The sequence below is a fragment of the Streptomyces sp. NBC_00328 genome (assembly GCF_036139655.1).
Lineage (GTDB): Bacteria > Actinomycetota > Actinomycetes > Streptomycetales > Streptomycetaceae > Streptomyces.
In genome coordinates this window covers 690,064-710,698 of sequence record NZ_CP108013.1, presented here as the reverse complement: position 1 = coordinate 710,698, position 20,635 = coordinate 690,064, and the positions used below count along the sequence as shown (strand labels likewise).

General features: G+C 69.0%; 18 protein-coding genes and 3 pseudogenes. 7 read left to right on the top strand and 14 right to left on the bottom strand.

The window, feature by feature from the left end:
* Positions 1-57: 57 nt before the first annotated feature.
* The 4 genes from OG485_RS02970 to OG485_RS02955 all read right to left on the bottom strand — a co-directional run bounded on the left by OG485_RS02970 (position 58) and on the right by OG485_RS02955 (position 4,830).
* Entirely contained in the window at positions 58-1,725 is a 1,668-nt protein-coding gene (locus tag OG485_RS02970) for a polysaccharide deacetylase family protein (RefSeq protein WP_328664162.1), read from the bottom strand.
* The gene (locus OG485_RS02965) at positions 1,716-1,838 is read right to left on the bottom strand and encodes a hypothetical protein (RefSeq protein WP_328664159.1); all 123 of its coding nucleotides are present in this window, start codon (positions 1,836-1,838) and stop codon (positions 1,716-1,718) included. Before OG485_RS02965 ends, OG485_RS02970 begins: the two co-directional genes overlap by 10 nt.
* Positions 1,835-3,370, bottom strand: coding sequence for a glycosyltransferase family 2 protein (locus OG485_RS02960; RefSeq protein ID WP_328664157.1), 1,536 nt, complete (start codon positions 3,368-3,370; stop codon positions 1,835-1,837). Before OG485_RS02960 ends, OG485_RS02965 begins: the two co-directional genes overlap by 4 nt.
* A 116-nt stretch (positions 3,371-3,486) precedes the next feature.
* Complete coding sequence (locus OG485_RS02955) at positions 3,487-4,830, bottom strand: nucleotide sugar dehydrogenase (protein ID WP_328664155.1); 1,344 nt, start codon at positions 4,828-4,830, stop codon at positions 3,487-3,489.
* 637 nt (positions 4,831-5,467) lie between these two features.
* On the opposite strand from OG485_RS02955, the gene OG485_RS02950 reads away from it, so the two are divergent.
* Both OG485_RS02950 and OG485_RS02945 read left to right on the top strand, forming a co-directional pair.
* Positions 5,468-6,334 carry a LamG domain-containing protein gene (locus tag OG485_RS02950; protein ID WP_328664153.1) on the top strand — a complete coding sequence of 289 codons (867 nt, stop codon included), beginning with the start codon at positions 5,468-5,470 and terminating at the stop codon, positions 6,332-6,334.
* A gap of 288 nt (positions 6,335-6,622) precedes the next feature.
* The gene (locus tag OG485_RS02945) at positions 6,623-9,022 is read left to right on the top strand and encodes a beta-L-arabinofuranosidase domain-containing protein (RefSeq protein ID WP_328664151.1); all 2,400 of its coding nucleotides are present in this window, start codon (positions 6,623-6,625) and stop codon (positions 9,020-9,022) included.
* Positions 9,023-9,191: 169 nt separating this feature from the next.
* Here the strand turns inward: OG485_RS02945 and OG485_RS02940 are convergent, their stop codons facing one another.
* Complete coding sequence (locus tag OG485_RS02940; protein WP_328664149.1) at positions 9,192-9,698, bottom strand: DUF6584 family protein; 507 nt, start codon at positions 9,696-9,698, stop codon at positions 9,192-9,194.
* 80 nt (positions 9,699-9,778) lie between these two features.
* Between OG485_RS02940 and OG485_RS02935 the strand changes: the two are divergent.
* Positions 9,779-10,020: pseudogene (locus OG485_RS02935) on the top strand (GNAT family N-acetyltransferase); the annotation flags it as partial.
* 5 nt (positions 10,021-10,025) lie between these two features.
* Here OG485_RS02935 and OG485_RS02930 read toward each other — a convergent pair.
* A complete protein-coding gene (locus tag OG485_RS02930; RefSeq protein WP_328664147.1) occupies positions 10,026-11,402 on the bottom strand; it encodes a serine hydrolase domain-containing protein in 1,377 nt (458 codons plus the stop codon).
* Positions 11,403-11,506: 104 nt separating this feature from the next.
* Here OG485_RS02930 and OG485_RS02925 point away from each other — a divergent pair, with 104 nt between their 5' ends.
* Complete coding sequence (locus OG485_RS02925) at positions 11,507-12,202, top strand: TetR/AcrR family transcriptional regulator (RefSeq protein WP_328664145.1); 696 nt, start codon at positions 11,507-11,509, stop codon at positions 12,200-12,202.
* 390 nt (positions 12,203-12,592) lie between these two features.
* Here OG485_RS02925 and OG485_RS02920 read toward each other — a convergent pair.
* Positions 12,593-12,937: pseudogene (locus OG485_RS02920) on the bottom strand (hypothetical protein); the annotation flags it as partial.
* Positions 12,938-13,115: 178 nt separating this feature from the next.
* Between OG485_RS02920 and OG485_RS02915 the strand changes: the two are divergent.
* Positions 13,116-13,674 (top strand): annotated as a pseudogene (locus OG485_RS02915) (DUF3291 domain-containing protein).
* A gap of 94 nt (positions 13,675-13,768) precedes the next feature.
* Here OG485_RS02915 and OG485_RS02910 read toward each other — a convergent pair.
* From OG485_RS02910 to OG485_RS02900, 3 genes are all read right to left on the bottom strand, one after another.
* On the bottom strand, positions 13,769-14,401 hold the full coding sequence (locus tag OG485_RS02910) for a glyoxalase (protein WP_328664143.1): 633 nt from the start codon (positions 14,399-14,401) through the stop codon (positions 13,769-13,771).
* Positions 14,402-14,563: 162 nt separating this feature from the next.
* Positions 14,564-15,115: an ABC transporter ATP-binding protein gene (locus OG485_RS02905; protein WP_328664141.1), complete on the bottom strand. Its 552-nt coding sequence runs from the start codon at positions 15,113-15,115 to the stop codon at positions 14,564-14,566.
* 134 nt (positions 15,116-15,249) lie between these two features.
* Positions 15,250-15,978: a hypothetical protein gene (locus tag OG485_RS02900; protein ID WP_328664139.1), complete on the bottom strand. Its 729-nt coding sequence runs from the start codon at positions 15,976-15,978 to the stop codon at positions 15,250-15,252.
* 241 nt (positions 15,979-16,219) lie between these two features.
* Between OG485_RS02900 and OG485_RS02895 the strand changes: the two genes are divergently transcribed.
* Complete coding sequence (locus tag OG485_RS02895; RefSeq protein ID WP_328664137.1) at positions 16,220-17,203, top strand: DUF6215 domain-containing protein; 984 nt, start codon at positions 16,220-16,222, stop codon at positions 17,201-17,203.
* Positions 17,204-17,529: 326 nt separating this feature from the next.
* Here OG485_RS02895 and OG485_RS02890 read toward each other — a convergent pair whose 3' ends face one another.
* The 4 genes from OG485_RS02890 to OG485_RS02875 form a co-directional block, all read right to left on the bottom strand.
* Positions 17,530-17,916 (bottom strand): hypothetical protein, encoded by a 387-nt coding sequence (locus tag OG485_RS02890; RefSeq protein ID WP_328664135.1) that lies wholly within the window; start codon positions 17,914-17,916, stop codon positions 17,530-17,532.
* Positions 17,868-18,206: a hypothetical protein gene (locus tag OG485_RS02885; RefSeq protein WP_328664133.1), complete on the bottom strand. Its 339-nt coding sequence runs from the start codon at positions 18,204-18,206 to the stop codon at positions 17,868-17,870. The genes OG485_RS02890 and OG485_RS02885 overlap by 49 nt, the downstream gene beginning before the upstream one ends.
* Positions 18,207-18,338: 132 nt before the next feature.
* Positions 18,339-19,073 (bottom strand): dienelactone hydrolase family protein, encoded by a 735-nt coding sequence (locus OG485_RS02880; protein ID WP_328664131.1) that lies wholly within the window; start codon positions 19,071-19,073, stop codon positions 18,339-18,341.
* Positions 19,074-19,596: 523 nt separating this feature from the next.
* Positions 19,597-19,752, bottom strand: coding sequence for a DUF6131 family protein (locus OG485_RS02875; RefSeq protein ID WP_328664129.1), 156 nt, complete (start codon positions 19,750-19,752; stop codon positions 19,597-19,599).
* A gap of 205 nt (positions 19,753-19,957) precedes the next feature.
* Between OG485_RS02875 and OG485_RS02870 the strand changes: the two genes are divergently transcribed.
* Complete coding sequence (locus OG485_RS02870) at positions 19,958-20,407, top strand: NUDIX hydrolase (protein ID WP_328664127.1); 450 nt, start codon at positions 19,958-19,960, stop codon at positions 20,405-20,407.
* The last annotated feature ends 228 nt before the right edge of the window (positions 20,408-20,635 follow it).

Here is a 20,635-nt window from a genome sequence, read left to right as displayed (position 1 = left end):
CCGCTCCGCCCGACGGCGTCAGGTCGTTTACGGCGTCTGGTCGTCCACGGCGTCTGGTCATCCACGGCGCGACGCGTCCTCGAGCGGCGCGATGTCGAGCGACCTGAAGACCGGCCACTGGTCTCCGGCCTTGTTGATGCCGGACCGGATGGTGATGCCGCCGGACAGCTGATCGGACGGCCGGTTCGACACATGACTCAGTTTCACCTGGCCGTCGACGTAGGCCGTGGTGGTGTCCCGTCCGACTCTGACGGTCACGGTGTGTTCGGACTTCGGGTCCAGAGGCTGCGAAGCCACCTTGTAGCCGTTGGCCAGCAGGGTCGCCCGGTTCCGGGTGATCACCACGGTCATCGGTTCCTTGCTGTTGGTCCGGACCCCCAGCGCGGCCTGGTTGGTGCCGTTGCCCAGAGATCCGAGGAGCGCGGTGGCGCTGTAGTCCGTCCAGTCGACGCTGCTGTTCGGCCGGTAGTCGGCCTTGGCGTACAGGGGGGTCTGCGCCGTCGAGGGCGCCTTGCCCAGGAAGACGTCGAAGCTCGTACGGGTGGTCTGGCGCCCACCCCAGTTCTCCGGCTCGAACAGCGGCCGGTGCGCACGGGCCGGCACCTGGACGTTCCGCCCGACGTCCTCCAGCATCCGGTCGGGAGTGGTCCGGGCGTAGACCTCGACACGCTGGACGAGGCCCGTCGACGCGGACCGCCGACTGGGGGTGAGCGGAACGCTGGAATGGTCCGTCATCACGAGCGGGAAGAGCTCCTTGAGCAGATGCCTGGCCTGTGAATCCGTCGAGTCGGCGTCCTGCTGACCCGGTCCGTCGGAGAAGGGGACGGCGAACATCGACGGGGTCGGCATGCCGTGGCGGACGATGTCGTCGACGGAGCCGACGAGGTCGTGAAGCACCCGGGCCCGGTACTCGGCCGCGTTCTCCCGCCGCCCCTCGTCCTTCAGCCACAGGCGGTTCACCAGCGGCGCGCCCGTGTTGCCCGTGGCGTCCACGGGCTTGACGCTGTGCATGGCGCGGGTGTGGCTCTGGAAGTCCCAGCGGCCCGACCGGTGCATCCGCTCGATCTCGCGCCAGGTCAGATAGTAGGGGCGGTGCTTGTCCATCGACCCGGTGATCAGGAAGATCGTGCCGTGCATCCGGTGCTTGGCCAGGATGCGGTCGGCGTACTTCCACAGTCCGTCGGTGCCGTCGTCGAAGGTCAGCAGCACCGAACGCCGCGGCACCGGACCGCCGTTCATGTAGTTGGTGAACTGCTTCGCGCTCAGGGTGCGGTAGCCGGCCTTCTCCAGCGCGGTCAGCTGGGCGTCGAACGCCTTCGGGGTGAGCACGTACGGGCTCTTGCTGTTCTTGTTGACGTCGTGGAAGGTCAGCACCACCGGCGGAGCGTAGTCCGGCAGTTCCCGGCCCTGACTCATCCAGCCGGCCTTGTCCGCGGAGGTGATGGACGCCTGGGTCAGCGGCGCCTGCGGGGACATGTACTTCCGGCTGAGGTAACGCTCGATGCCCGCGGCGCCCGACGCCACCACCACGGAAAGGGTGAGTGCGCCGAGCAGGACGCGGACGGGCCACTGCGTCCACCCGCGGCCCCAGCCGTGGCCGCGGCCACGGCTGCAGTCGTGGGCCGCCTTCTCCGCGTAGTCACCGCGGAAACACGGTTCCGGACCGTTCCCGTGGTCGTGCACGACGATGCCGACAGGTTCGCGGTGTTCGCTCTTCAGAGCCATGAGAGCACGTTCCCTCGCGACAGAACGATCAGATAGACGCAGCCGACCACCGCGATGGCGACCACGTCGGTGATCACCCGGACCGTCCTGCGCCGCAGGAAGTTCTTCATCATCGAGTCCTCGACCAGACACCGCGACGGATGGTCGCGAGGGAGTAGGGAAGCAGCCAGGACAGGAGCAGCGCCGACAGCAGACTCATCAGCGGCCGGTAGCGCCAGCGGGGGTCGCCCGGGTTGTCGATCTTGAACGCCAGGCCCCAGATACTGCCCTTGAGCACCACGCCGCTCAGATACAGCACGCTCACGAAGATTCCGCCCTGCATCGGCGACCAGATCATGTGACGTACGGCCATCAGCGGCGCTGCCATCACCCACAGCACGTGCCCGTAGTACAGACAGGAAGGGCCGACACCCCGCCGCCACATGAAGGTGCCGGTGAAGCAGGTGTTGCGGATGAAGCTCTTCTTCCAGCGGATCTGCTGCTTCATGAACGGCCGGAAGTGCTCGGGCACGTTGGTCCACACCTTGGCCGACTGGACGTAGCCGATGCGCCACTTGCGCTCGGGATAGTCCTGCGCCGTGACGAAAGGAGAGTCGGCGTACTGCTTCTTCAGCTTCTTGCCGACCCAGAGCTGCCCCAGTACATAGCCGGTGAGCTGACGGTCGGTCGCGAACCGGAAGGGGGCGCCCAGGAAGCGGTCGCCGGCCCACGCGGGGAAGTAGTTGTACACCGCGTCCCGGCGGAAGACCGCCAGAGGACCGGAGACACAGGTGACCGATCCGAAGACCGACTCGGCGGCCTTGGCCACGCGGAACTGCCCCTCGTACCAGACGTCCTGCGCCTTCGTGAAGAGGGTCTCGTCCACGTTCAGTGCCCGGCAGTGGCCACTGACCGCGCCCAGTTCGGGGTGGTCGACCAGGGCCTGCACACACTTGCGCAGAGCGTCGGGTGCCAGAATGCAGTCGGAGTCCGTGAACGCCAGCACGTCACCGGTCGCGATGCCCGCTCCCCTGACCAGGGCGTGCTTCTTGCCGAGGTTCTTGTCCAGCTTGAGAAGGGTGATGCCGAGCTCCTGCGCCAGCCCGTCCAGGATCTCCCGTGTCCCGTCCTCGGAGAGATCGTCGATCACGATGATCTCCAGGTCGGGGTAGTCACTGCCCGCCATCGAGCGGACACAGCTCTCGATGTAGTCGACCTCGTCCTTGACCGCGAGCAGGAAGGACACCTTCGGCACGGCCGGCAGGGACGGGAAGGACGAGAGGTTCTTGGGGCGCCTGCGGAGGGTACGGACCGACGGGTCGTCGTACCGGCTGTACGCGATCTGCAGCATGGCGATGGTGCCGACCAGCACCGTGATGCCGTAGCCGATGACCAGCGGTTTCTCCGGCACCAGCGGGAGCTCGCGGGCCAGGATCAGCCCCAGCGGCAGCAGGCAGAACATGGCCAGCACCCGGCGCACCGCGAAGCGGACATCGGTCTGCATCCGGTTCGTCCAGCGGGTCAGCCGGCCGGGCGGTCTGCCCACGACGGCGGACGAGCGGACCCTCGGCAGCGGCACGGACGCCTTGGGGCGCGGGTTCGGCAGGATCAGTCCGCACGAGGCGGAAGGCACCGGGACGGTCTCGCCCGCGGGGGCGACCGTCATGTCCCGGGACCCGGCCGGAGTCGCCTGACCTGGTACGCCGCCTGCCGGCGCCCCGGGCAACACTGCCCCGGGCGCCGGGAGGGCCGCGTCCGCGGCTCCCGGCGCCCGCAGGTCGCTCACAGGGTCTCCCGGGCGTTCACGGAGTCCAGCCGGTAGGTGGCGTCGAGAACGTCGTCCCGGTCGTTCAGCCAGGCCAGGTCGGCGCCCGGGTGCACGGTGTGCACCAGCACCAGGTCCCACTCGTGGTCCTCGGGCGCGATCACGCTCTCCTGGATCCCGCCGGCCACGCGCGCGGCGCGCACCATCGAGTCGGTGAAGCGGACCCGGGCACCCTCGTGGACGAGTTCGTCGAAGATCTCCAGCGCGGGCGATTCCCGCAGGTCCTCCACGCCCGGCTTGTACGCCATGCCGACGATCAGGATCCGGGCGCCGGTGAGCGGCTTGCCGCGCTCACCCAGCGCCTCACGCACCCGGCGCACCACCTTGCGCGGGCGTCCGGCGATGGCGTTCATGGCCGCCTCGACCAGCGGGGAGGTGCTGCGCTCGGCGCGCAGCTGCCAGAGCAGGTAGTGCGGGTCGCAGGGGATGCAGTGCCCGCCGACTCCGGGGCCGGGGTAGAAGGGCATGAAGCCGAACGGCTTGGTCGAGGCGGCCTCGATCACAGGGATCGGGTCCAGGCCGAGGACCCGGCAGTTGTCGGCGAACTCGTTCGCGAGCGCGATGTTGACCGCGCGGAAGGTGTTCTCCCAGAGCTTGGTCATCTCGGCCGCCTCGGGCGAGGGCAGCACGTACACCGAGGAGGCCGTGCGGGACAGCACGGAGATGGCCCGGTCGACGGTCTCCTGGCCGGCGCCGCCGACCACGCGCGGGGTGGTGTCCTGGGTGTGGCGGGCATTGCCGGGGTCGATCCGCTCCGGCGAGAAGGCCACGAAGATGTCCTCGCCGACCGTGAAGCCGCGCTCGGTCAGCGGTTCGGTCAGCAGGTCATGGGTGGTACCGACGTAGGTGGTGGAGGTCAGCATCAGCAGCTGGCCGGGCACGGCGTGTTCGACGACGGTGGCCGCCGCGGCGGTCAGCGCCCGCAGGTCGGGGGCGAGATGCCGGTCCACCGGGGTCGGCACGCACACCAGCACGGTCCGGGCGCGGGCGAGTGCGCCCGGGTCGTCGGTGAGGGTGAAGCGCGGATCGCCGTTGAACTGCGACAGCCGCTCGAGGTCGCTGGGCAGGAGGTCGACTTCACCGCCGCGAACGGCCTCCAGCCGCTCCGTGCTCGCGTCGATGCCGATCACTTCGGTGCCCGCGGCCAGCAGGCCGAGCGCGGTCGGCAGGCCGACGTACCCGAGACCTACGACCGCCACGGCCCCCAGGTCCGGTGCGTCCAGGGTGACTTGACCGCTGAGACTCTCGAAAGCGGTGCCGAGGTGAAGGCCCTGGGGGGCGGACAGGGTGTTCGTCAGCATGATCGAAGCTCCAGGTATTGCGCTCGGGGATGCACACCGACCGGCGCGCATGGATTGCCGCGATGAGGGACCTCGAGTCCTGCTCGCAGAATGTTCTTCGCTTCAACAATCGTCCCAATTGTCCAATTTCGGGTCAAGCGCTGGAAATGGGGGAGGAGGTGCCGCTCGATGGCCTTTACGGAATCATTACCAACCCTCCGACCAGGTCTTTTGCCTCTGCTTTACCGGCCGGCAGGCCTCTTCTGTGTGTGCGCCCGTGTGACATGGCAGCCAATTTCCGATGCGACAGGGGGTGATGCAGGTCACTTGTCAGCGGAGAGCTCGGTCCGGTTCCGTGTCGGTACTGCCCCGGGCATCGTTTCTCGGGTGGCGAGGCGGTGTGTGGAAGAATGAACGAGGCCGCGGAGCCGTTGCTCCGTGAGTGAGGCGTCGCGCGGGGAAGGCGACCGGGGCGCCGGATCAGGCGAGTGGTCTTCACCATCGCGAAATGCCGCGCTCGCTGCCCGGGCCGGCTGTGACTGCGGAACAAGCAGGAAATTTCTATGACTTGTGGCATCGCGGCAGCAATTCGCTGCCAACTCTCCATGCCGGACGGTCCGTTGCGGCACCATCGCGTCGAGCGCCGGACGTTCCGCTCATGACGCGAAGGCGACGCGCAGCAGGCCTTCTGGCCGTCCTCGTCGCCGGCGCTGCCATGACACAGGCGGCCTGTGGCGGCCGGACCCCGTCCGCCGGTCCGCCCGCGTCGTACGACGCGGCGGTGCGTTCCGACTCCCCGGCCCTCTATCTGCCACTCGGCGCCGGGAACACCGTGAAGCGGTCCACGGCCGGACTCGAGGCCACCTGTCATCACGCGCCCGGCGTCACCTCCATGCCCAACGGGGACCAGGCCCGCCTGTTCGACGGAACCTCGCAGTACGTGGAGGTCCCGGACGACGACCGGCTCTCCGTCACCACGACCGGTGAACTGACCGTGGAGGCGTGGATGCGGCCCGACACGCTCACCTTCCCCAGGACCGCGGGTTCCGGCTACGTCAACTGGCTCGGCAAGGTCTCCGCCAAGGGGGTCGGGACCGAGTGGCTGGCCCGCATGTACTCGCGGGACAACACCGAAGTCCGCGCCAACCGCATCAGCGGATACGTCTTCAACCGGGGCGGCGGACTCGGTGCCGGATCGTATTTCGAGGACCGGGTCAGGCCCGGCGAATGGATCCACTACGCGCTGGTCATCAACATCCGGGACAAGAGCGACACCTATCCCACCGGATACGTCAAGATCTACAAGAACGGGGTGCTCCGCGACCAGGACGCCCTCGACGATTACGACATCGCCCCCAGCAATACCGACGCCCCGCTCAGGATCGGCGCCGCCGACGCCACGTCGTACTTCAAGGGGGCGATCGGCAAAGTGGCCGTGTACGACTCCGAGGTCTCCCAGTCCCGGCTCGCGGCCCACTACGCCGCCATGAGCGCAGACCTCACGCGATCCGCCGCCGGAACCTGACGCCCGCCCGTGCCGCCGGAACCCGACGCCCGCCCGCAGGGATCCGCAGGGATGCGGTCGGCGCGCGTGGATGGTCGGTGACGCGTTCTCTGGACAGCCGGACTCCGCCGTGCTGTCATGTCCGCGGCGCTATTTCCAACGTTGTAGAAGTCCGCGGCGCCTTCCGGTTCCGGAGACAGCGTGGAACCGGATCCGGACGATCCGACGGGCGGATCCTGTGTTACCGGACCGAACGAGACAACGTTGTCGCACTGCGAGTAGGCCCCTTCGGGAAGGCAGGTCACCTGCATGTCAGTGAGCAGACGGAGAATCCTCGCCATGGGCTCCGGCGCGCTGGGCGCCACGGCCCTCGGAGGCACGTTCGCGGGGGCCGCGGCCGCGGTGCCCCAGCCGCGAGCGGAGACGGCACCGGCCGACGCGTTCCAGAAGCTGCCGCCCGGAAGCGTGGTCGCCCGTGGCTGGCTCGCCGGGCAGCTCCGGATGCAACTCGCCGGTCTGTGCGGCACGTACGAGAATTTCTCGCACTTCCTCGACTTCTCCACCACCGGCTGGGTGCACCCCGAGCGCGACGCCTGGGAGGAGGTGCCGTACTGGCTCCGTGGCTACATACCGCTGGCGATCGCCACGGGCGACCCGCACGCGCTGACCCGGTCGCGTGAGTGGGTCGACGCGATCCTCGCGACCCAGCAGAGCGACGGCTTCTTCGGGCCCCGCGGCTTACGCACGGCACTCAACGGCGGACCGGACTTCTGGCCCTTCCTGCCGCTCCTGCAAGCACTGCGGACGCACGAGGAATTCACCCACGACCAGCGGATCGTGCCGTTCCTCGTCCGCTTCCTCCGCTACATGAACGCTCAGGGTCCGGGCGCCTTCAACGCGAGCTGGGTGTCCTACCGTTGGGGCGACGGCCTCGACATCGCCGTATGGCTCCACCGCCGCACCGGCGAGGCGTTCCTGCTCGATCTCGCCGCCAAGATGCACGGCTACGGCGTCGACTGGACCGGGGCCACCCCGAGCCGGCACAACGTGAACATCGCCCAGGGCTTCCGGGAGCCCGCTCAGTACGGGCGGCTGACCGGCTCCGCCGACCTCACCCGGGCCACGTACCAGGCCTACGATGCCGTGATGGGCGCCTACGGGCGTTTCCCCGGCGGCGGGCTCGCCGGTGACGAGAACTACCGCCCCGGTTTCGCGGACCCCCGGCAGGGCTTCGAGACCTGCGGCATCGTCGAATTCATGGCCAGCCACGAGCTGTTGACGCGGATCACCGGAGACCCGGTATGGGCGGACCGCTGTGAGGACCTGGCCTTCAACATGCTTCCGGCATCCCTCGATCCCGACGGCACGTCCGTTCACTACATCACCAGCGCCAACAGCGTCGACCTCGACAACCGCCCCAAGACACAGGGACAGTTCCAGAACGGCTTCGCCATGCAGGCGTTCCAGGCCGGCGTCGACCAGTACCGGTGCTGCCCCCACAACTACGGTATGGGCTGGCCCTACTTCACCGAGGAACTCTGGCTCGCGAGCGCCGACGGCGGCCTGGCCGCCGCGCTCTACGCCCCGAGCCGTGTGCGGGCCACGGTCGCCGGCGGAACGACGGTCACCGTCACCGAGGAAACGGGATATCCCTTCCAGGACACGATCACCCTCACCGTCTCCACGCCCCGTCCTGTGCGCTTCCCGCTGCAACTGCGCGTGCCCGGCTGGTGCAAAGGTCCCCAGCTACAGGTCAACGGTACGGCGGTCACCTCCTCGGACGGCCCGTCCTGGGCGCGGATCGACCGCACCTGGCGCGAAGGCGACGTCGTCCGCCTGCGGTTGCCGCAGAAGGCTCAACTGCGCTCGTGGCCCGGCCTGCACGGCGCGGTCAGCGTCGAACGGGGCCCTCTCACCTATTCGTTGAAGATCGGCGAACGCTACGACCGCTACGCGGGGGACGACAGGTTCCCCGCCTATGAGGTCCACGCCACCACCGGATGGAACTACGGCCTTCTGCCGGAGACATCCCTGACCCCGGCGCAGACCGGCACCGCCGTCCCGGACCAGCCCTTCACACCCGGCACCACGCCCGTGTCCATCGCGGCGCAGGCCCGGAGGATCCAGGAGTGGGTCGCGGACGACGAACACGTCGTCGCACCGTTGCAGGACTCTCCCGCCCGCAGCGACGCGCCGGTCGAGACGGTCACCCTCATCCCCATGGGTGCCGCCCGACTTCGCGTCACGTCGTTCCCCACGGCGGCTCCCGACGGCCGGCCCTGGACACCGGAGCCGCCCTTCCGCCGGCTAGCCAACAAGAACAGCGGCAAGGTCCTGGCCGTCGACGGGATGTCGACCGAGAACGGCGCGCGCGTGGTGCAGTTCGACAACACGGGGACGGGCGACCACGCCTGGCAGCTCATCGAGAGGGGCGACGGCTGGCATCTCATCCGCAACGGGAACAGCGGCAAGGTGCTCGGCGTCGACCACATGTCGATGGACAACAGCGCGATCGTCGTGCAGTTCGAGGACAACGGAACGGACGATCACCTGTGGGCGCTGGTCGACAACGGCGACGGCTGGTACCGCATCCGGAACAAGAACAGCGGGAAAGTCCTCGGGGTGGACCGTATGTCCACCGGCAACAGCGCGCAGGTGGTCCAGTACGACGACAACGGAACGGCCGACCACCTGTGGCGCTTTCTGTGAACGTCTGAGCCCGGCGTGAACTCCTGAGCCCGGCGCGGCGACGGATCGGCGGCGCGGTGTCCGGCCCGCCACCGACCGGGCCCCGCACCAGTGGTCCTTCCGTGCCTCGGTCCGAGCAGATGACGAACCGCCGAGGACCTGTGCGTCGCACGGGTCCCCGGCGGTGAGTTCAGTCGAAGAGGGCTATGACGCCGTTCACCCAGATCGCGAGGAAGGCGACGACCGCCACCAGGCATCCGGCTCCCGTCAGGAAGGCGGTCAGCGGACCGCTCTTGCTGTCTGTCTCCATGCCGTCCGGCACGGTGTCCCAGTCGACGGGCTGCCCCACGGCGTCGGAGCAGGCCGCGCGTACCGCTTCCAACTGCTCTCTGGCGAAGGCCGTTGGGGCAAGAGACTCGGAACCGCGCCACGCGAGTGCGCGCATCCGCCGGGCGGCGGTGCCGTATCTGGCCTCGAAGGCCGCGGTCTCGATGATGTCCCGGTCCGATTCGAGATACATCCAGCGACCGGCCTCCGCGGGCTCTCCGTACAGGCGGTAGGTCTCGGCGAGGCGGCGCCGAAGTGTCAGGTCGTTCGGAAACGACGAGACCAGCCCGCGCAGGCGCTGACGCGCGACGGGGACCCGGCCGGCGGCCAGGTCCGCGTCGACGCGCGCAAGGGTGTCTCTCAGTGGCATGGGCCGATGATCGACTACGGGGGCGACCGGCGTCGACCGCTTTTGGCACCCGGTGCTGCGCACTGTCAGGATCGTCACCCATGGGAATCGGCATGACACCGGCTGAAGTGGCCTACTTTCACCAGGTGCTGACGGACCACTCCCGCTACTGGGGCGAACGGGAACTTCGCTCGCTGCATCTGCTGGCACTGGTGCAGGAGTTTGGTGCCACCTGCTTGGTCGCCCGTGCCGAGGACGGGATCCGCGGGTACGTCTTCGGGTTCGTCACCCCGGACGCCCCACCGGTTACGTGCATCTGATCGCCACACGGGACGACACTCGGGTGGATCAGGAAGCCCGCGTGACCCGGTGGAAGAGCCGGCCGGCGATGTCGACGCCTGTGACCGTTCCGTCGGCGTCGCGGGAGAAGTAGCCGCGCTGCCCCTCGAGGCCTCCTTCGGTGATGACGTACTCGTCGCCGTCGCCGGGAAGGAATCCGATGGCCGCGGCCGGGTGGTCAGGCGGCATCTCCTCATCGGATGCCTCGCGGATCGCCGACTTGATCCCGACGCCCAGGGTGAGACGGGTGCCGTCGACGGCGATGCCGAGGTCCATGGCGTCGATCTCATAGCGGCCGACGACTTGCCGGGCCCTTGTCTCGTCGTACGGGAGCGGCTGCGCCGGCTTCTCGGTGACGCCGAGGCAGTGTTCGAGCGCCCACCGTACGACGGACTGGTTGAAGGGGTGGCCGTCCGGGCCGAGGTTGGCCAGGGAGACCACCGCGAAGTCACGTTCGGGCACGATCAGCAGTTCGGCGAACTGGCCGTTGCCCGACCCGCCGTGGCCGATCCCGTGGAGGCCGTCGAAGTCGTGGAGGAACCAGCAGATGCCGAAGCCGACGCCGAGGGTGCTCGCGCGGAGTGCGACCGTCCGCTCACGCATGCGGTGCAGTTGGGCCGCCGGCAGCAGGCCGTCGCCGTCACCGAGCTGGAACCGTGCCCAGCGCAGCAGGTCGCTCACCGAGGAGGCGAGCCCGCCGCCGGGGTTGTCGCCGCGGGCACCCTCCTTGAACGCGTTCCAGGGCCGGGCGACGCGCAGTTCGCCGTCCTCGGCACGGTTGTAGCCCACGGCGAACTTGCGGACCATCGCCTCCGCCAGCCCGTACACGGTGTCCGTCAGGCCCACCGGCTCCAGGACGAGCGAGGCCATCGCCTGCTCGAACGGCAGACCGGTGACCTTCTCGACGATCCGGCCGGCCAGGTTGTAGCCGGCCTGGCTGTACGAGGCACGGGCGCCGGGCGCCGCGATCAGCGGGAGGCCGGGAAGCTTCTCCACCAGTCCGGCCAATGAGCGGTCGCCCTTGCCGTCGTCGATCAGGTTCCACTCCAGGCCCGCGGTGTGGTTCAGCAGGTTCAGGACGGTGATCCGCGCCGCGGCCCGCTCGTCGGCGAGTCGCAGCTCGGGCACGTAACGCCTCACCGGCGCGTCCAGGTCGACCACACCCTCGGCGACCAGGCGCATGAGCGCGGTCGCGGTGAACGTCTTGGAGACCGAGGCCAGGGGGAAGAGGGTGTTCTCGTCCACCGGCAACGGGTTGGCGAGGCTGGTCACACCGTGCGAGGCGCACATCTCCCGGCCGTCCAGGAGCACCCCGACGGCGACACCGGGAATGCCGAGCTCCGTGGCCTGCGACGAGACGAACTCCGACAGCTTGTCCTGGGACATCTCTCCCCCTCCGCCTGCTTGAACTAAGTACAAGAAGTAGCGTAGGAGCCACTTGAACAAAGTGCAAGGCGCTCCATGAACTAAGTTCAAGTAGGGTGTCGGCCATGCCGCGAGACACGCTGACCGCAGACCGGATCGTTCGTGCCGCCATCGAGCTGCTCGACAACGAGGGGCTGGACGGCCTCAACATGCGCAGCCTCGCGCAACGGCTCGGCACCGCCGCCACGGCGGTCTACTGGCACATCAAGAACAAGGACGACCTGGTCCGGCTCGCCAGCGACGCGGTCTGGGTCGAGGTCGAGCTGCCCGATCTGGACCGCACCGAGTGGCGTACGGCCGCCGCCGCCCATGCCACCGGGGTGTACGCGATGCTCACCAGGCATCCCTGGCTCGTCCAGGCGTTCGGCAGCCACCTCCTGTACGGATCCGCCCAGGCCCGGCACAACGACTTCAGCCTGGCCGTCTACGAGAAGGCCGGCTTCGTGGCCGCGGACGCGGACCGTGCGGCCGCCGCGGCACTCGCCTTCGTGCTCGGCAGTACCCTCGGACCCGCCGCACAGGTGTCGTTGAACCGCCGGTTCAACAAGAAGGGTGAGGGGGCGGAGGAGTTGATGGCCGACGCCATGACGCGCGCCACCGAGACCGCCATGCAGTTCCCGCACCTGCGCAGGCGTCTCGACACCGCGGCGGCCAGCGAGTACGCCGGAGCACCCGACAACTCCTTCGAGTTCGGGCTGCGCTCCCTTCTCGACGGTTTCGAGGCCCGCCTGGCGGCCGACCGCGAGGACGCGGGCCGTTGATGAGCCCTGAGCCCTGGTCGCCGACGGCCGGGGCGGGGTGACGCTGTCGAGCGCGACGTATCTCGGGGCTTCGACGAGGTTCGGTGGCCCGGGCCTTTGCGTCAAGTTCTCGGTGGCATGACCGTGTTCGGGAACGCCGCGGTGAGACGGTCGGCCGCCTTCTGAGCGCGATGGGGGAGCCGTTGTCGACGATCCAGAACACGTGCTTGGCGCTTGCGTCGGGGCGATGCCCCACCGGGCGGCCTCGCGGGCCAGTTCCGGGCACGCCCGGCATGAGAGCGCTGCTTCACCTTCGGCAGGCAGGCAGGCCAGTGCCTTGACCTCGGCGGCCTGCGGCAGTGTGAACGAGGCGGGACGGCCGCAGCGTTGACGGTCTGTGAGCCCGGGCAGGCCCGCCCGGGCGAACCGGCCACGCCGGCGGCGCACGGTGTCCAAATGCAGCCCCGCCTCCCGGGCGATGCATGCGTTGGAGCGTCCACGCGCGGCGTGCGGCACCACCTGTGCACGCACCCGCAGCCGGTGCTCGGTCTTGTGGCCGTGGGCGGTCTTCTTCAACCGCACGCCGTCGGCGGCACTCGGGGCTGTCGGACAGGAGGTGCGGACGGGCACGGCGGGCGAACCGATCGGCCGAAGCGGATCACTGCGACCCCGCAGCCTGCCCCCCACGTCACCGCCCCAGCCCTCAATCAGCCGGTGCAAGAGGCCACTTGGACAGGGAAAACGCAACTTCGACATGGCCCGCAGAGGCAGCTACCTTCACCTGGTCTTCGGCGATCGCCCACGGCCGCAGAGGAGTTCCTTCAGGCTGAGCCACCCGCGACGGGACGAGTTGGTCAGGCCCCGCGAATCCTCGCCCCATGCGAAAGCCACCGAACCGGGTCAACACCAGGCACCCCCAACCAGGGAGAGACGCATGCCCCATCTTGCGCTGTACACATTCGGCGTCCTGAAGTCACCTCTCGCCGATCCCGCACCTCTCACGCGCGAGTTCTACGACATCGGTGAGGCCGTCTACCGGAAGATCAGTCAGCAGCCCGGGTACCTCGCGCGTGCTGAAGCGGCAGCTGGTGACAGGGGCATGCTCTTCGAGGCGGACTGGGGCGCATGGGGAGAGTTCCGCCGTACCGACCTGGTACGGCAAGGGGCATACGGTGGAAACCACCGCCCTGGCCGCGACCCTCTCACTCTGGACCGACCTGCGCCCCGCCTTCGACGCCATCTACACCGGTCTGCACCGTGAGGCGCTGAACAGGCGTTACGACTGGTTCGAGAGGACAGGACACCCGAATTACGTGTGCTGGTGGGTCTCCGACGGCGTGACACCCACCTGGCAGGACGGGGTTTCCAGGCTGGAACACCTCCACCACCACGGCTCCGCGCCGCACGCCTTCACCTTCCACCACTCGTTCGCCCCGGACGGAACTCCGGCCAGGACCAAAGGCATCGGGCCGAAGAGCGACCACGTTCGCTGACCAGGAAGCCTGAACGACTGGATTCGCTGTCAAACGCCTCGATCGAATGACGGCTAACCAAGGGCAGTCGTAGCGCTGTGTGCCCGGGAGGCGGTCAGGACTGTGCGGACGTCAGGGAAGAGGCTTCCCAGGTGAAGCCGTCCGGGTCGGTGAACGCCGTGGCGGAGCCGGTGAGGGCGAGCCTGTGCGAGCCGCTGCCGTCCTCGGCGACGCCGAGGTCCTTGGCCAGCCCGGCACGCTTGTACAGCGCCAGCTTGAACTGGTCCGGTCCGTCCGCGGTGAACTCGGCGTACTTGCCGCCGAAGCTCTTCGCGACGGTCAGCCCCTGCTCGACGTAGAACCGCTTGCTCGCTTTCATGTCCGCGACGCCCAGCAGGAGCACTCGTTCGTCGATGGTGCCCGTGGCCGGGCCCGAGTCCTTCTTCGCCGAGGTCGCGACCTTCCAGATGGTTCCGTCCGGGGCCTGGACGACGCCGCCGTAGCCCCACAGGGACTTCGACACGGGCTTCAGCGGGGTGGCGCCGGCCGCGAGGGCGCCGTCGACGAGGCTCACGACATCGGCCGGCTGGGAGACGGTGAGTGCCAGCGTGAATCCGCGGAAGCTGGCCGTCGGCGCTTCTGAGGTGCGCAGGCGCAGCCGGGAGCCGAGTCCGAAGGCGGTGGTGTAGAACTGCTCGGCGGCAGTCGTGTCGTCCACTTCGAGGGTGATGGATGCGATGGAAGTCATGCCGATCACGCTAGTCGCGGCTCGGTGGCGGCGGCTTCTTCGATCCTGCTCGATCTGATCCTGCTCGATCCGGTTCTGGTGGATCCTGTCCCGCTCGATCCGGACACCGTTGATCGGCCGCCATCGTCCGTCGTGCCGTCCTGGCCGCCCTTTCCGTCGGATTCAGGGTCCGGAAACGGCCTGGCTGGCGATGAGCCGCTGGTAGGGGGTGCAGCGCGCGAGGAGTGTGGGGTGGTCGCCGGTGTCGGTGACGGTGCACTGATCGAGCATGATCACGTGCTCGGCGTGCTGCACGGTGGTGAGCCGGTGGGCGACGACGATGACCGCGCGGGTCGTCGCCAGCTTTTCGATGACGGTCCGGAAGCGTTGTTCGTTGAGGCCGTCGAGGTGGCTGGTGGGTTCGTCGAGCAGCACGATGTCGGCGTCGGAGAGCAGGGCACGGGCGAGCGCCATGCGTTGCCTGTGGCCGCCGGAGAGGTCGGTCTCGCGGCCGAGATGGGTGTCGAGTCCCTGGGGGAGGCGGGTGAGTTCGGCGTCCGTGGCGGGGGTGGTGCGGCCGAGCTGGAGGTTCTCGCGGGCGGTGGCTTCCAGCAGGGTGAAGGCCTGGTCGACGTAGGTGATGCGGGTGCGGAGGGCGTCCAGGGGCTGCTGGGGGACGCGAATCGGAGGCGGTGGACGTGATCGGAGGAGGTCGGACGCGCAACTCCAGTACAAGGTCGTGAAGTTGGGCGTTCGGTTGGTGGTCGACGGCCGGTCCGACTTGGCGCCTGCGCGATGTACGCGGACAGAGTGAACGCCGATGACCAGCCGCCGTGGACCAATGGAGCCGCGCGACGCGCGGCCCCCCGTCACTGCTGCGGAGGCTGTGGCAGGCTCTGCCCGGCGGCGTCGATCCGCCCGGCGCGGATCGCCTGCTCCCGTGCCGCGGCCCTGTGGGCGGCCCAGAACTTCGACTGGATCTCGGCCATCGGCCCGCGCAGCGCACGCAACGCCAGGCAGGACGCCAGTGCCAGGACGCCGGTCGGGATCGCGATACCTCCGGCGATCTGCCAGGACAACCGGGGGTCGGTCACCGAGCCGCCGACGATGACACAGAACCCCACCAGGATCCAGCCCAGCCGATAGCCGGAATCCACGCCCTCGGCGTCGCCGGCGAAGGTCAGCCGGCCCGCGTTCACCAGCCCGTAGCCCACCAAGCACACCAGGCCGGCCGGGATCAGCCCGATGAGCAGCAGCACCGGCATCGGGATCGGCGGGTCCTGGTGGTTGGTGGCCCAGATCAGCGATTCGATCACCACCCCGGAGACGAACACCACCAAGCCCAGCGCGCTCAGTACACCGCCGAGGATCCGCAGCCGCTTGCGCAGCACCGGGTCGGCGAGGGCCCCCATGTCCTCGCCCTGATACCGCCATGCGGCCAGGGCGCGCGCGACACCCGTGGCGATCGGGATCACGCCCAGCACCACGCCGGCCGCAAGCAACAGGGCGCCCAGCAGATAGTCGTGGTCGTAGAGCATGCCGATGCCGACGAACAGGGCGAGGGTGCCGAACGTCAGCATCGCCCGGTACAGGAACATGGGTGTGTACCTCCGTGAAGACCGCGGGAAGGCTCTGCACCCTACCGCTTGACGCGTGCCGGTCAGTCCTCGCGCGGCGTTCGTCCGACAGGTGCGCCGGCCCCGGTGTGTGGTAAGCCAGTTGGGGCAATCCAGGCCTTCCATGCCATCAAGCCGATATCGCCGCACCAATTCGTCGCACGTGCCCGGAACTGTGGCTTCCACCACGGCGATGGTGATCTTGGCATGGTGGGATCGTCGGATGCTCGGTTTCCTCCTGCGTCTCCTGCCGTTCTGGGTCCGTGAGCCTCTGCTCATCGTGGTCGGCTCGGTTTTCGGCGTACGCATCATGTATCTCGCCGTCCGTGATCAGGAGCTGGTCCCGGCCGGTATCGGTGCGGTGTTCCTCGTGTTCACCGCCATACGAGTCCACGAGGTGGTCCGGGCCCTGCGCGCCCGCCGGAGCCCCGGTCCGGCGGCCTCCACGGCCGGGGTGGCGGTCGCTGCCGACGCCCCCGCCCAGACCGCCGTCGGGCCGCGCCCTGGCCCGGCCACTCCGCGGAAGGACCACAACGCTTGGGGCCAGGCCGTCGCGGCCATAGCCTTGTTCGGGGCGCTCGGGGCCGCGCTGTGGCTGGGTCCCCGCGTGATGCCGTCCGACGTCAGCACCCCGCAGGCCGTCTCGTGTCATGGCGCGGAACACGAGGAGCTGCCGAAGGTCTACAAGAAGGCGCCCCGGCCTGTCACCGGTGAAGAGCTGTGCGAGGCGCTCAACCGGCCGTACCTGCCCAAGCTTCTCGGAACCCCGACGGAGACCGCGACCACTGTCTCCGGCACCAACAACACCGCTCCCCTGACCGACGCGAAGGTGGCCCAGCCGGAGGCCGAGGTCGAGTTCGACACGTACACCGTGAATGTCTCGGCCACGTACAACCATCTGACGACCGACCAGTACGTGAAGCTGATGAAGTACGGGACCGAGCAGGACATCAAGACCCTCACGGTTCTGGGTCGGCCCGCGGTCCTGTTCTCGGATCACACCATGCGGATTCGGATCAGTGGCGGCAGTACCGGCGGTCCGGTCGAACAGGGTCCCCTGGCCAGGAACCTGACCGTGGCCCTCGACCGTAAGGACCGGGGCGGCTACTGCGACATCACCGTGTGGAGCGCATCCGGAGCCCTCCCCGACGACAGCGCTCTCCTCGCCATCGCCGACAAGGTACTTCCGGTGATCCGCGAACGCTGATCGGCGAGACGCCAGAGCTCCCCAGTGACCGGCGGCAGGAGGTGCGGCCGGTCTCCATGCTCACGGGTGCGCAAGACATCGCCCGTACATGCGTGCGCTACTATTTCGTCAGAGCCGGTCGGAGGAAGTCACTCCGGTTGGTGATGCGTCGGTGGTCCAAGGAAAGACGCCCCGCTTCCTGCGGGGAAATGCAGGTGCAAGGCCTGCCCGGCGCTCTGTCGAAACCCTGTCCCGCGGTGTGCGGGACAGGGTTTCTTGCTGTCCGGGGCCGGTCGGGGACCGGTCCGTGCCGGTGCCGGGCAACAAGGGGCCCGGCTGCCCTGGTGTCAGGTGGCACCACCCGGTGCCGAGGCGGCGAGCAGTGCCGCGCGTGCGGCCTCGCACAGCGCGTCGTCCTCCGGGACGGAGCGCCAGGTGCCGTGTCTCACGGGCCGTTCGTCGGCGTCGAGGAAGGCCCTGAGGGCGGGCCGCGCGGGAGCCGCGTCCGCGCCGGTCTCCGCCAGCAGCCGCACTGTTTCGGTGACCGCCGGATGGGAGGCGAACCCGTGTCGCTCTTCGGCCAGGCGCCGCACCAGGCGCGGGACGCACCGCGCGTCACCGAGTCGCGACAGTGCCCAGAGCGCGTGGGACCGGGTGGGCTGGTGCGGTTCGCCCGCGTCCGTGCTCAGGGCCGCCAGCGCGTCCGCCCAGGGACGGGCGGCTCGCCCGCACATGCCGAGGACCCGGGCGGCGAAGAGCCGGCGAGCTCCTCGGCGTAGCGCGCGCTGTGCTCGTCGTCGGCCGCCGACGCGATGAGACCCGCCAGTTCGACGGCTTCGTCCGGTTCACCGGGGGCGCGGCCGTCCGCGATCTCAGCCAGGTAGGGGAGGGCGGTGAAGCTGTCGCTGCCGACGCACCCCTGATGGCACGAGTCGTCCCACGGCTCGCTCCAGACCTGTCTGTCGTCCTCACCACCCAGACGTGCGAAGGAGGCGGCAAGATCCTCGGAAGGTATCGCGGCCATATCACCGGATCATGTCAGGACCGGGCTCGTGCGGAGGACGGGGTCGTGGGCCGTCGCGCGATGACGCATCCGTCCGTCGGCGGGCGACGCGCGTGCAAGCCGTCGGCATGGACAGCGGCTCGGGCCGGAGCCTCAGCTCTTGGTCAGGGTGCGGCCGAGAAGGGACAGCAGGCGGTCCCAGTGAAGCTGCAGTGCGGCGGGGTTGAAGGCATCGGTGTCGGACATGGTGAAGCCGTGGATCGTGCCGGGGTAGATCTCGGAGGTGTAGCCGACACCCGCCGTGTCCAGGGACTGGTTGAGCTCGTCGAGGGCCTCGGGCGTCAAGTCGCTCTCGGCGTGGCCGAAGTGGGCCTCGGCGGTGAGCTTGGAGAGGCTGTCGGGGCCGTCGGCTCCCACCGGACCGTGGAATGCGGCGACGGCGGCTACCTGGCCGGGGTGGGCCGCGGCGGTGCGCGTCGCCAGGAGGCCGCCGATGCAGTAGCCGGTCACCGCGACCGGTCCGGCGCTGACCTCGGGCTGAGCGGTGAGGAACGTGAGAAAGGCGTCGGCGTCGCTCAGGACACGTTCTGTGGTGTGCGCCTCGATCATGGGCATCAGCTTGGGGAAGAGCGTGGGCCGGACCTCTTCCCCGATGTGCTCGGGAAGTTCGATCACCGGTGTGGGGCCGTGCCTGTAGAAGAAGTTGGGGACGAGTACGTAGTACCCGTGCCCGGCCAGTTCGCGGGCCATCTCCCGCAACACGGGCCGAATCCCGAAGGCGTCCGCGTACATCAGCACCCCCGGGTGCCGCCCGCCACCGTCGGGGAAGGTGGCCAACGCGTCGGCCTGTCCGTCCGCGGTGGGAATCTGCAGCGTCTTGGTGGGCATGAACTCTCCTGTCGTGGTTGACGTGTCGAGCCTGTGATCAACACGATGGAGGCGGGGCCCGCGCAGCAGCGCAAGATCCTCGGTCCAACAGCGGGCCGACACCGGCCCGCGCGGCGCTCAGAAGAGCACCGGGTCACCGAACCGTGTGTGGCGCAATGCCGTCCCGGTAGTCATGGCTGCACAACGTAGCCCACCGGATGAAGCCGATGCCAGCCCATCAGGAGACAGTGCCGGTCGCGAGAATGATCTCGGTCGACACCTCGGGATCCTGAACCCGGTCGACGCGCTGCCCGTGACAGGGATACCCCGTCCCGCGGCTGCGCGGTCGGGTCACCGCACGTCGAAACACTCCCTTGCCGAACGCTCCGGACGTGGCCGAAACCGGAGCCACCCTTCCGGTCCGGTTCGGCCTTGTTCGTTGGCGGGTGGAGGAGATCTCCTCCACCCGCTCCCTTCCGTACCGCAGCTGCTCAGGCCCGATGGCGTGCCGAACCGCCGGTCACGCGACCTGCGGTCACGCGGCCTAGTAGTAATGGCGTCGCCCACCGACCTCGCGGCCGACCGCTCCCAGGATCCACAGCACGACACCGACAGCGACCAGGATGATCCCGATGGTCCACAGGATTCCGATACCGGCGACGAGGCCGATGACAAGCAGGATGACTCCGAGGATGATCATGGTGTCCTCCGGTGGCGGGACGTCGTCCGCGGGCGTCCCTTTCCCCGCCGGGTTTCCTGCGTCGTGCGAGGCAAACACGGGATGGGTGTCAGACGCCCGCCCGGCCACGCGCACGCTCGCTGTCCTTCCCGCGACCGTCATCGGCGCGGCCGCAGGTCCGCCGACAATGAAGGCGCGTCGTATCCTGCGGAGCAAGGGAGGCAGCATGGCCGACAGTGGTCGCGGATATGTCAGGGACCGGCGTGGGTGCCGTCATTGGGGCCCCCACGGCGCGGCGGGACTGCTCCTGCGCCAGGACGGCCGGTTCCTGCTCCAGCGTCGCTCCTGGCGGGTCCATCACGGCCGCACCTGGAGCACTCCGGGTGGTGCGCTGCACGCGGGTGAAGGCCCCTGGGACGGGGCCCGCCGGGAGTTCGCGGAGGAACTCGGCGGTGTTCCCGCACTCCGTCGGATCCACACCTTCGTCGACGATCACGGCGGCTGGGCCTACCACACCGTCGTCGCGGAGGTCACCGAGTCGTTCTCCCCGCGTCGTGGCGACGGCGAGGGCGCCGCCTACCGGTGGTGCGCCCCCGCGGAGATCGACTCGCTTCGTCTGCACCCCGGATTCGCGGCCGCATGGCCGCTGTTGCCGGCCGGCCTGCACGGACTCTGACGACTCCCGGGAGCCGGGAACGCAGCGCACGGGAACGTCGGTGGCGTACGACGGTGTGGGGGAGCCGGGGCCAAAACCGGGGCATCCGCGGAACGGAACGGCTCGGGTAGACGTCTCCCTTGAGGAGACGGTTCCATCAACTGCCCCACAGGTGCCATGAGATGCCTCACCTGCGCATCGCGAGAGGATCGCGGCTGACCTGGCCGTCGATTTGTTAGATTGCGCAAT

Coding starts and splice junctions, on each gene's coding strand:
- OG485_RS02950 (WP_328664153.1), top strand. CDS start 5,468: ATGACGCGAAGGCGACGCGCAGCAGGCCTTCTGGCCGTCCTCGTCGCC.
- OG485_RS02940 (WP_328664149.1), bottom strand. CDS start 9,698: ATGCCACTGAGAGACACCCTTGCGCGCGTCGACGCGGACCTGGCCGCC.
- OG485_RS02885 (WP_328664133.1), bottom strand. CDS start 18,206: ATGGCCGCGATACCTTCCGAGGATCTTGCCGCCTCCTTCGCACGTCTG.
- OG485_RS02875 (WP_328664129.1), bottom strand. CDS start 19,752: ATGATCATCCTCGGAGTCATCCTGCTTGTCATCGGCCTCGTCGCCGGT.
- OG485_RS02870 (WP_328664127.1), top strand. CDS start 19,958: ATGGCCGACAGTGGTCGCGGATATGTCAGGGACCGGCGTGGGTGCCGT.
- OG485_RS02945 (WP_328664151.1), top strand. CDS start 6,623: ATGTCAGTGAGCAGACGGAGAATCCTCGCCATGGGCTCCGGCGCGCTG.
- OG485_RS02960 (WP_328664157.1), bottom strand. CDS start 3,370: ATGACGGTCGCCCCCGCGGGCGAGACCGTCCCGGTGCCTTCCGCCTCG.
- OG485_RS02900 (WP_328664139.1), bottom strand. CDS start 15,978: ATGTTCCTGTACCGGGCGATGCTGACGTTCGGCACCCTCGCCCTGTTC.
- OG485_RS02925 (WP_328664145.1), top strand. CDS start 11,507: ATGCCGCGAGACACGCTGACCGCAGACCGGATCGTTCGTGCCGCCATC.
- OG485_RS02930 (WP_328664147.1), bottom strand. CDS start 11,402: ATGTCCCAGGACAAGCTGTCGGAGTTCGTCTCGTCGCAGGCCACGGAG.
- OG485_RS02965 (WP_328664159.1), bottom strand. CDS start 1,838: ATGATGAAGAACTTCCTGCGGCGCAGGACGGTCCGGGTGATCACCGAC.
- OG485_RS02880 (WP_328664131.1), bottom strand. CDS start 19,073: ATGCCCACCAAGACGCTGCAGATTCCCACCGCGGACGGACAGGCCGAC.
- OG485_RS02890 (WP_328664135.1), bottom strand. CDS start 17,916: ATGTGCGGGCGAGCCGCCCGTCCCTGGGCGGACGCGCTGGCGGCCCTG.
- OG485_RS02955 (WP_328664155.1), bottom strand. CDS start 4,830: ATGCTGACGAACACCCTGTCCGCCCCCCAGGGCCTTCACCTCGGCACC.
- OG485_RS02910 (WP_328664143.1), bottom strand. CDS start 14,401: ATGACTTCCATCGCATCCATCACCCTCGAAGTGGACGACACGACTGCC.
- OG485_RS02970 (WP_328664162.1), bottom strand. CDS start 1,725: ATGGCTCTGAAGAGCGAACACCGCGAACCTGTCGGCATCGTCGTGCAC.
- OG485_RS02895 (WP_328664137.1), top strand. CDS start 16,220: ATGCTCGGTTTCCTCCTGCGTCTCCTGCCGTTCTGGGTCCGTGAGCCT.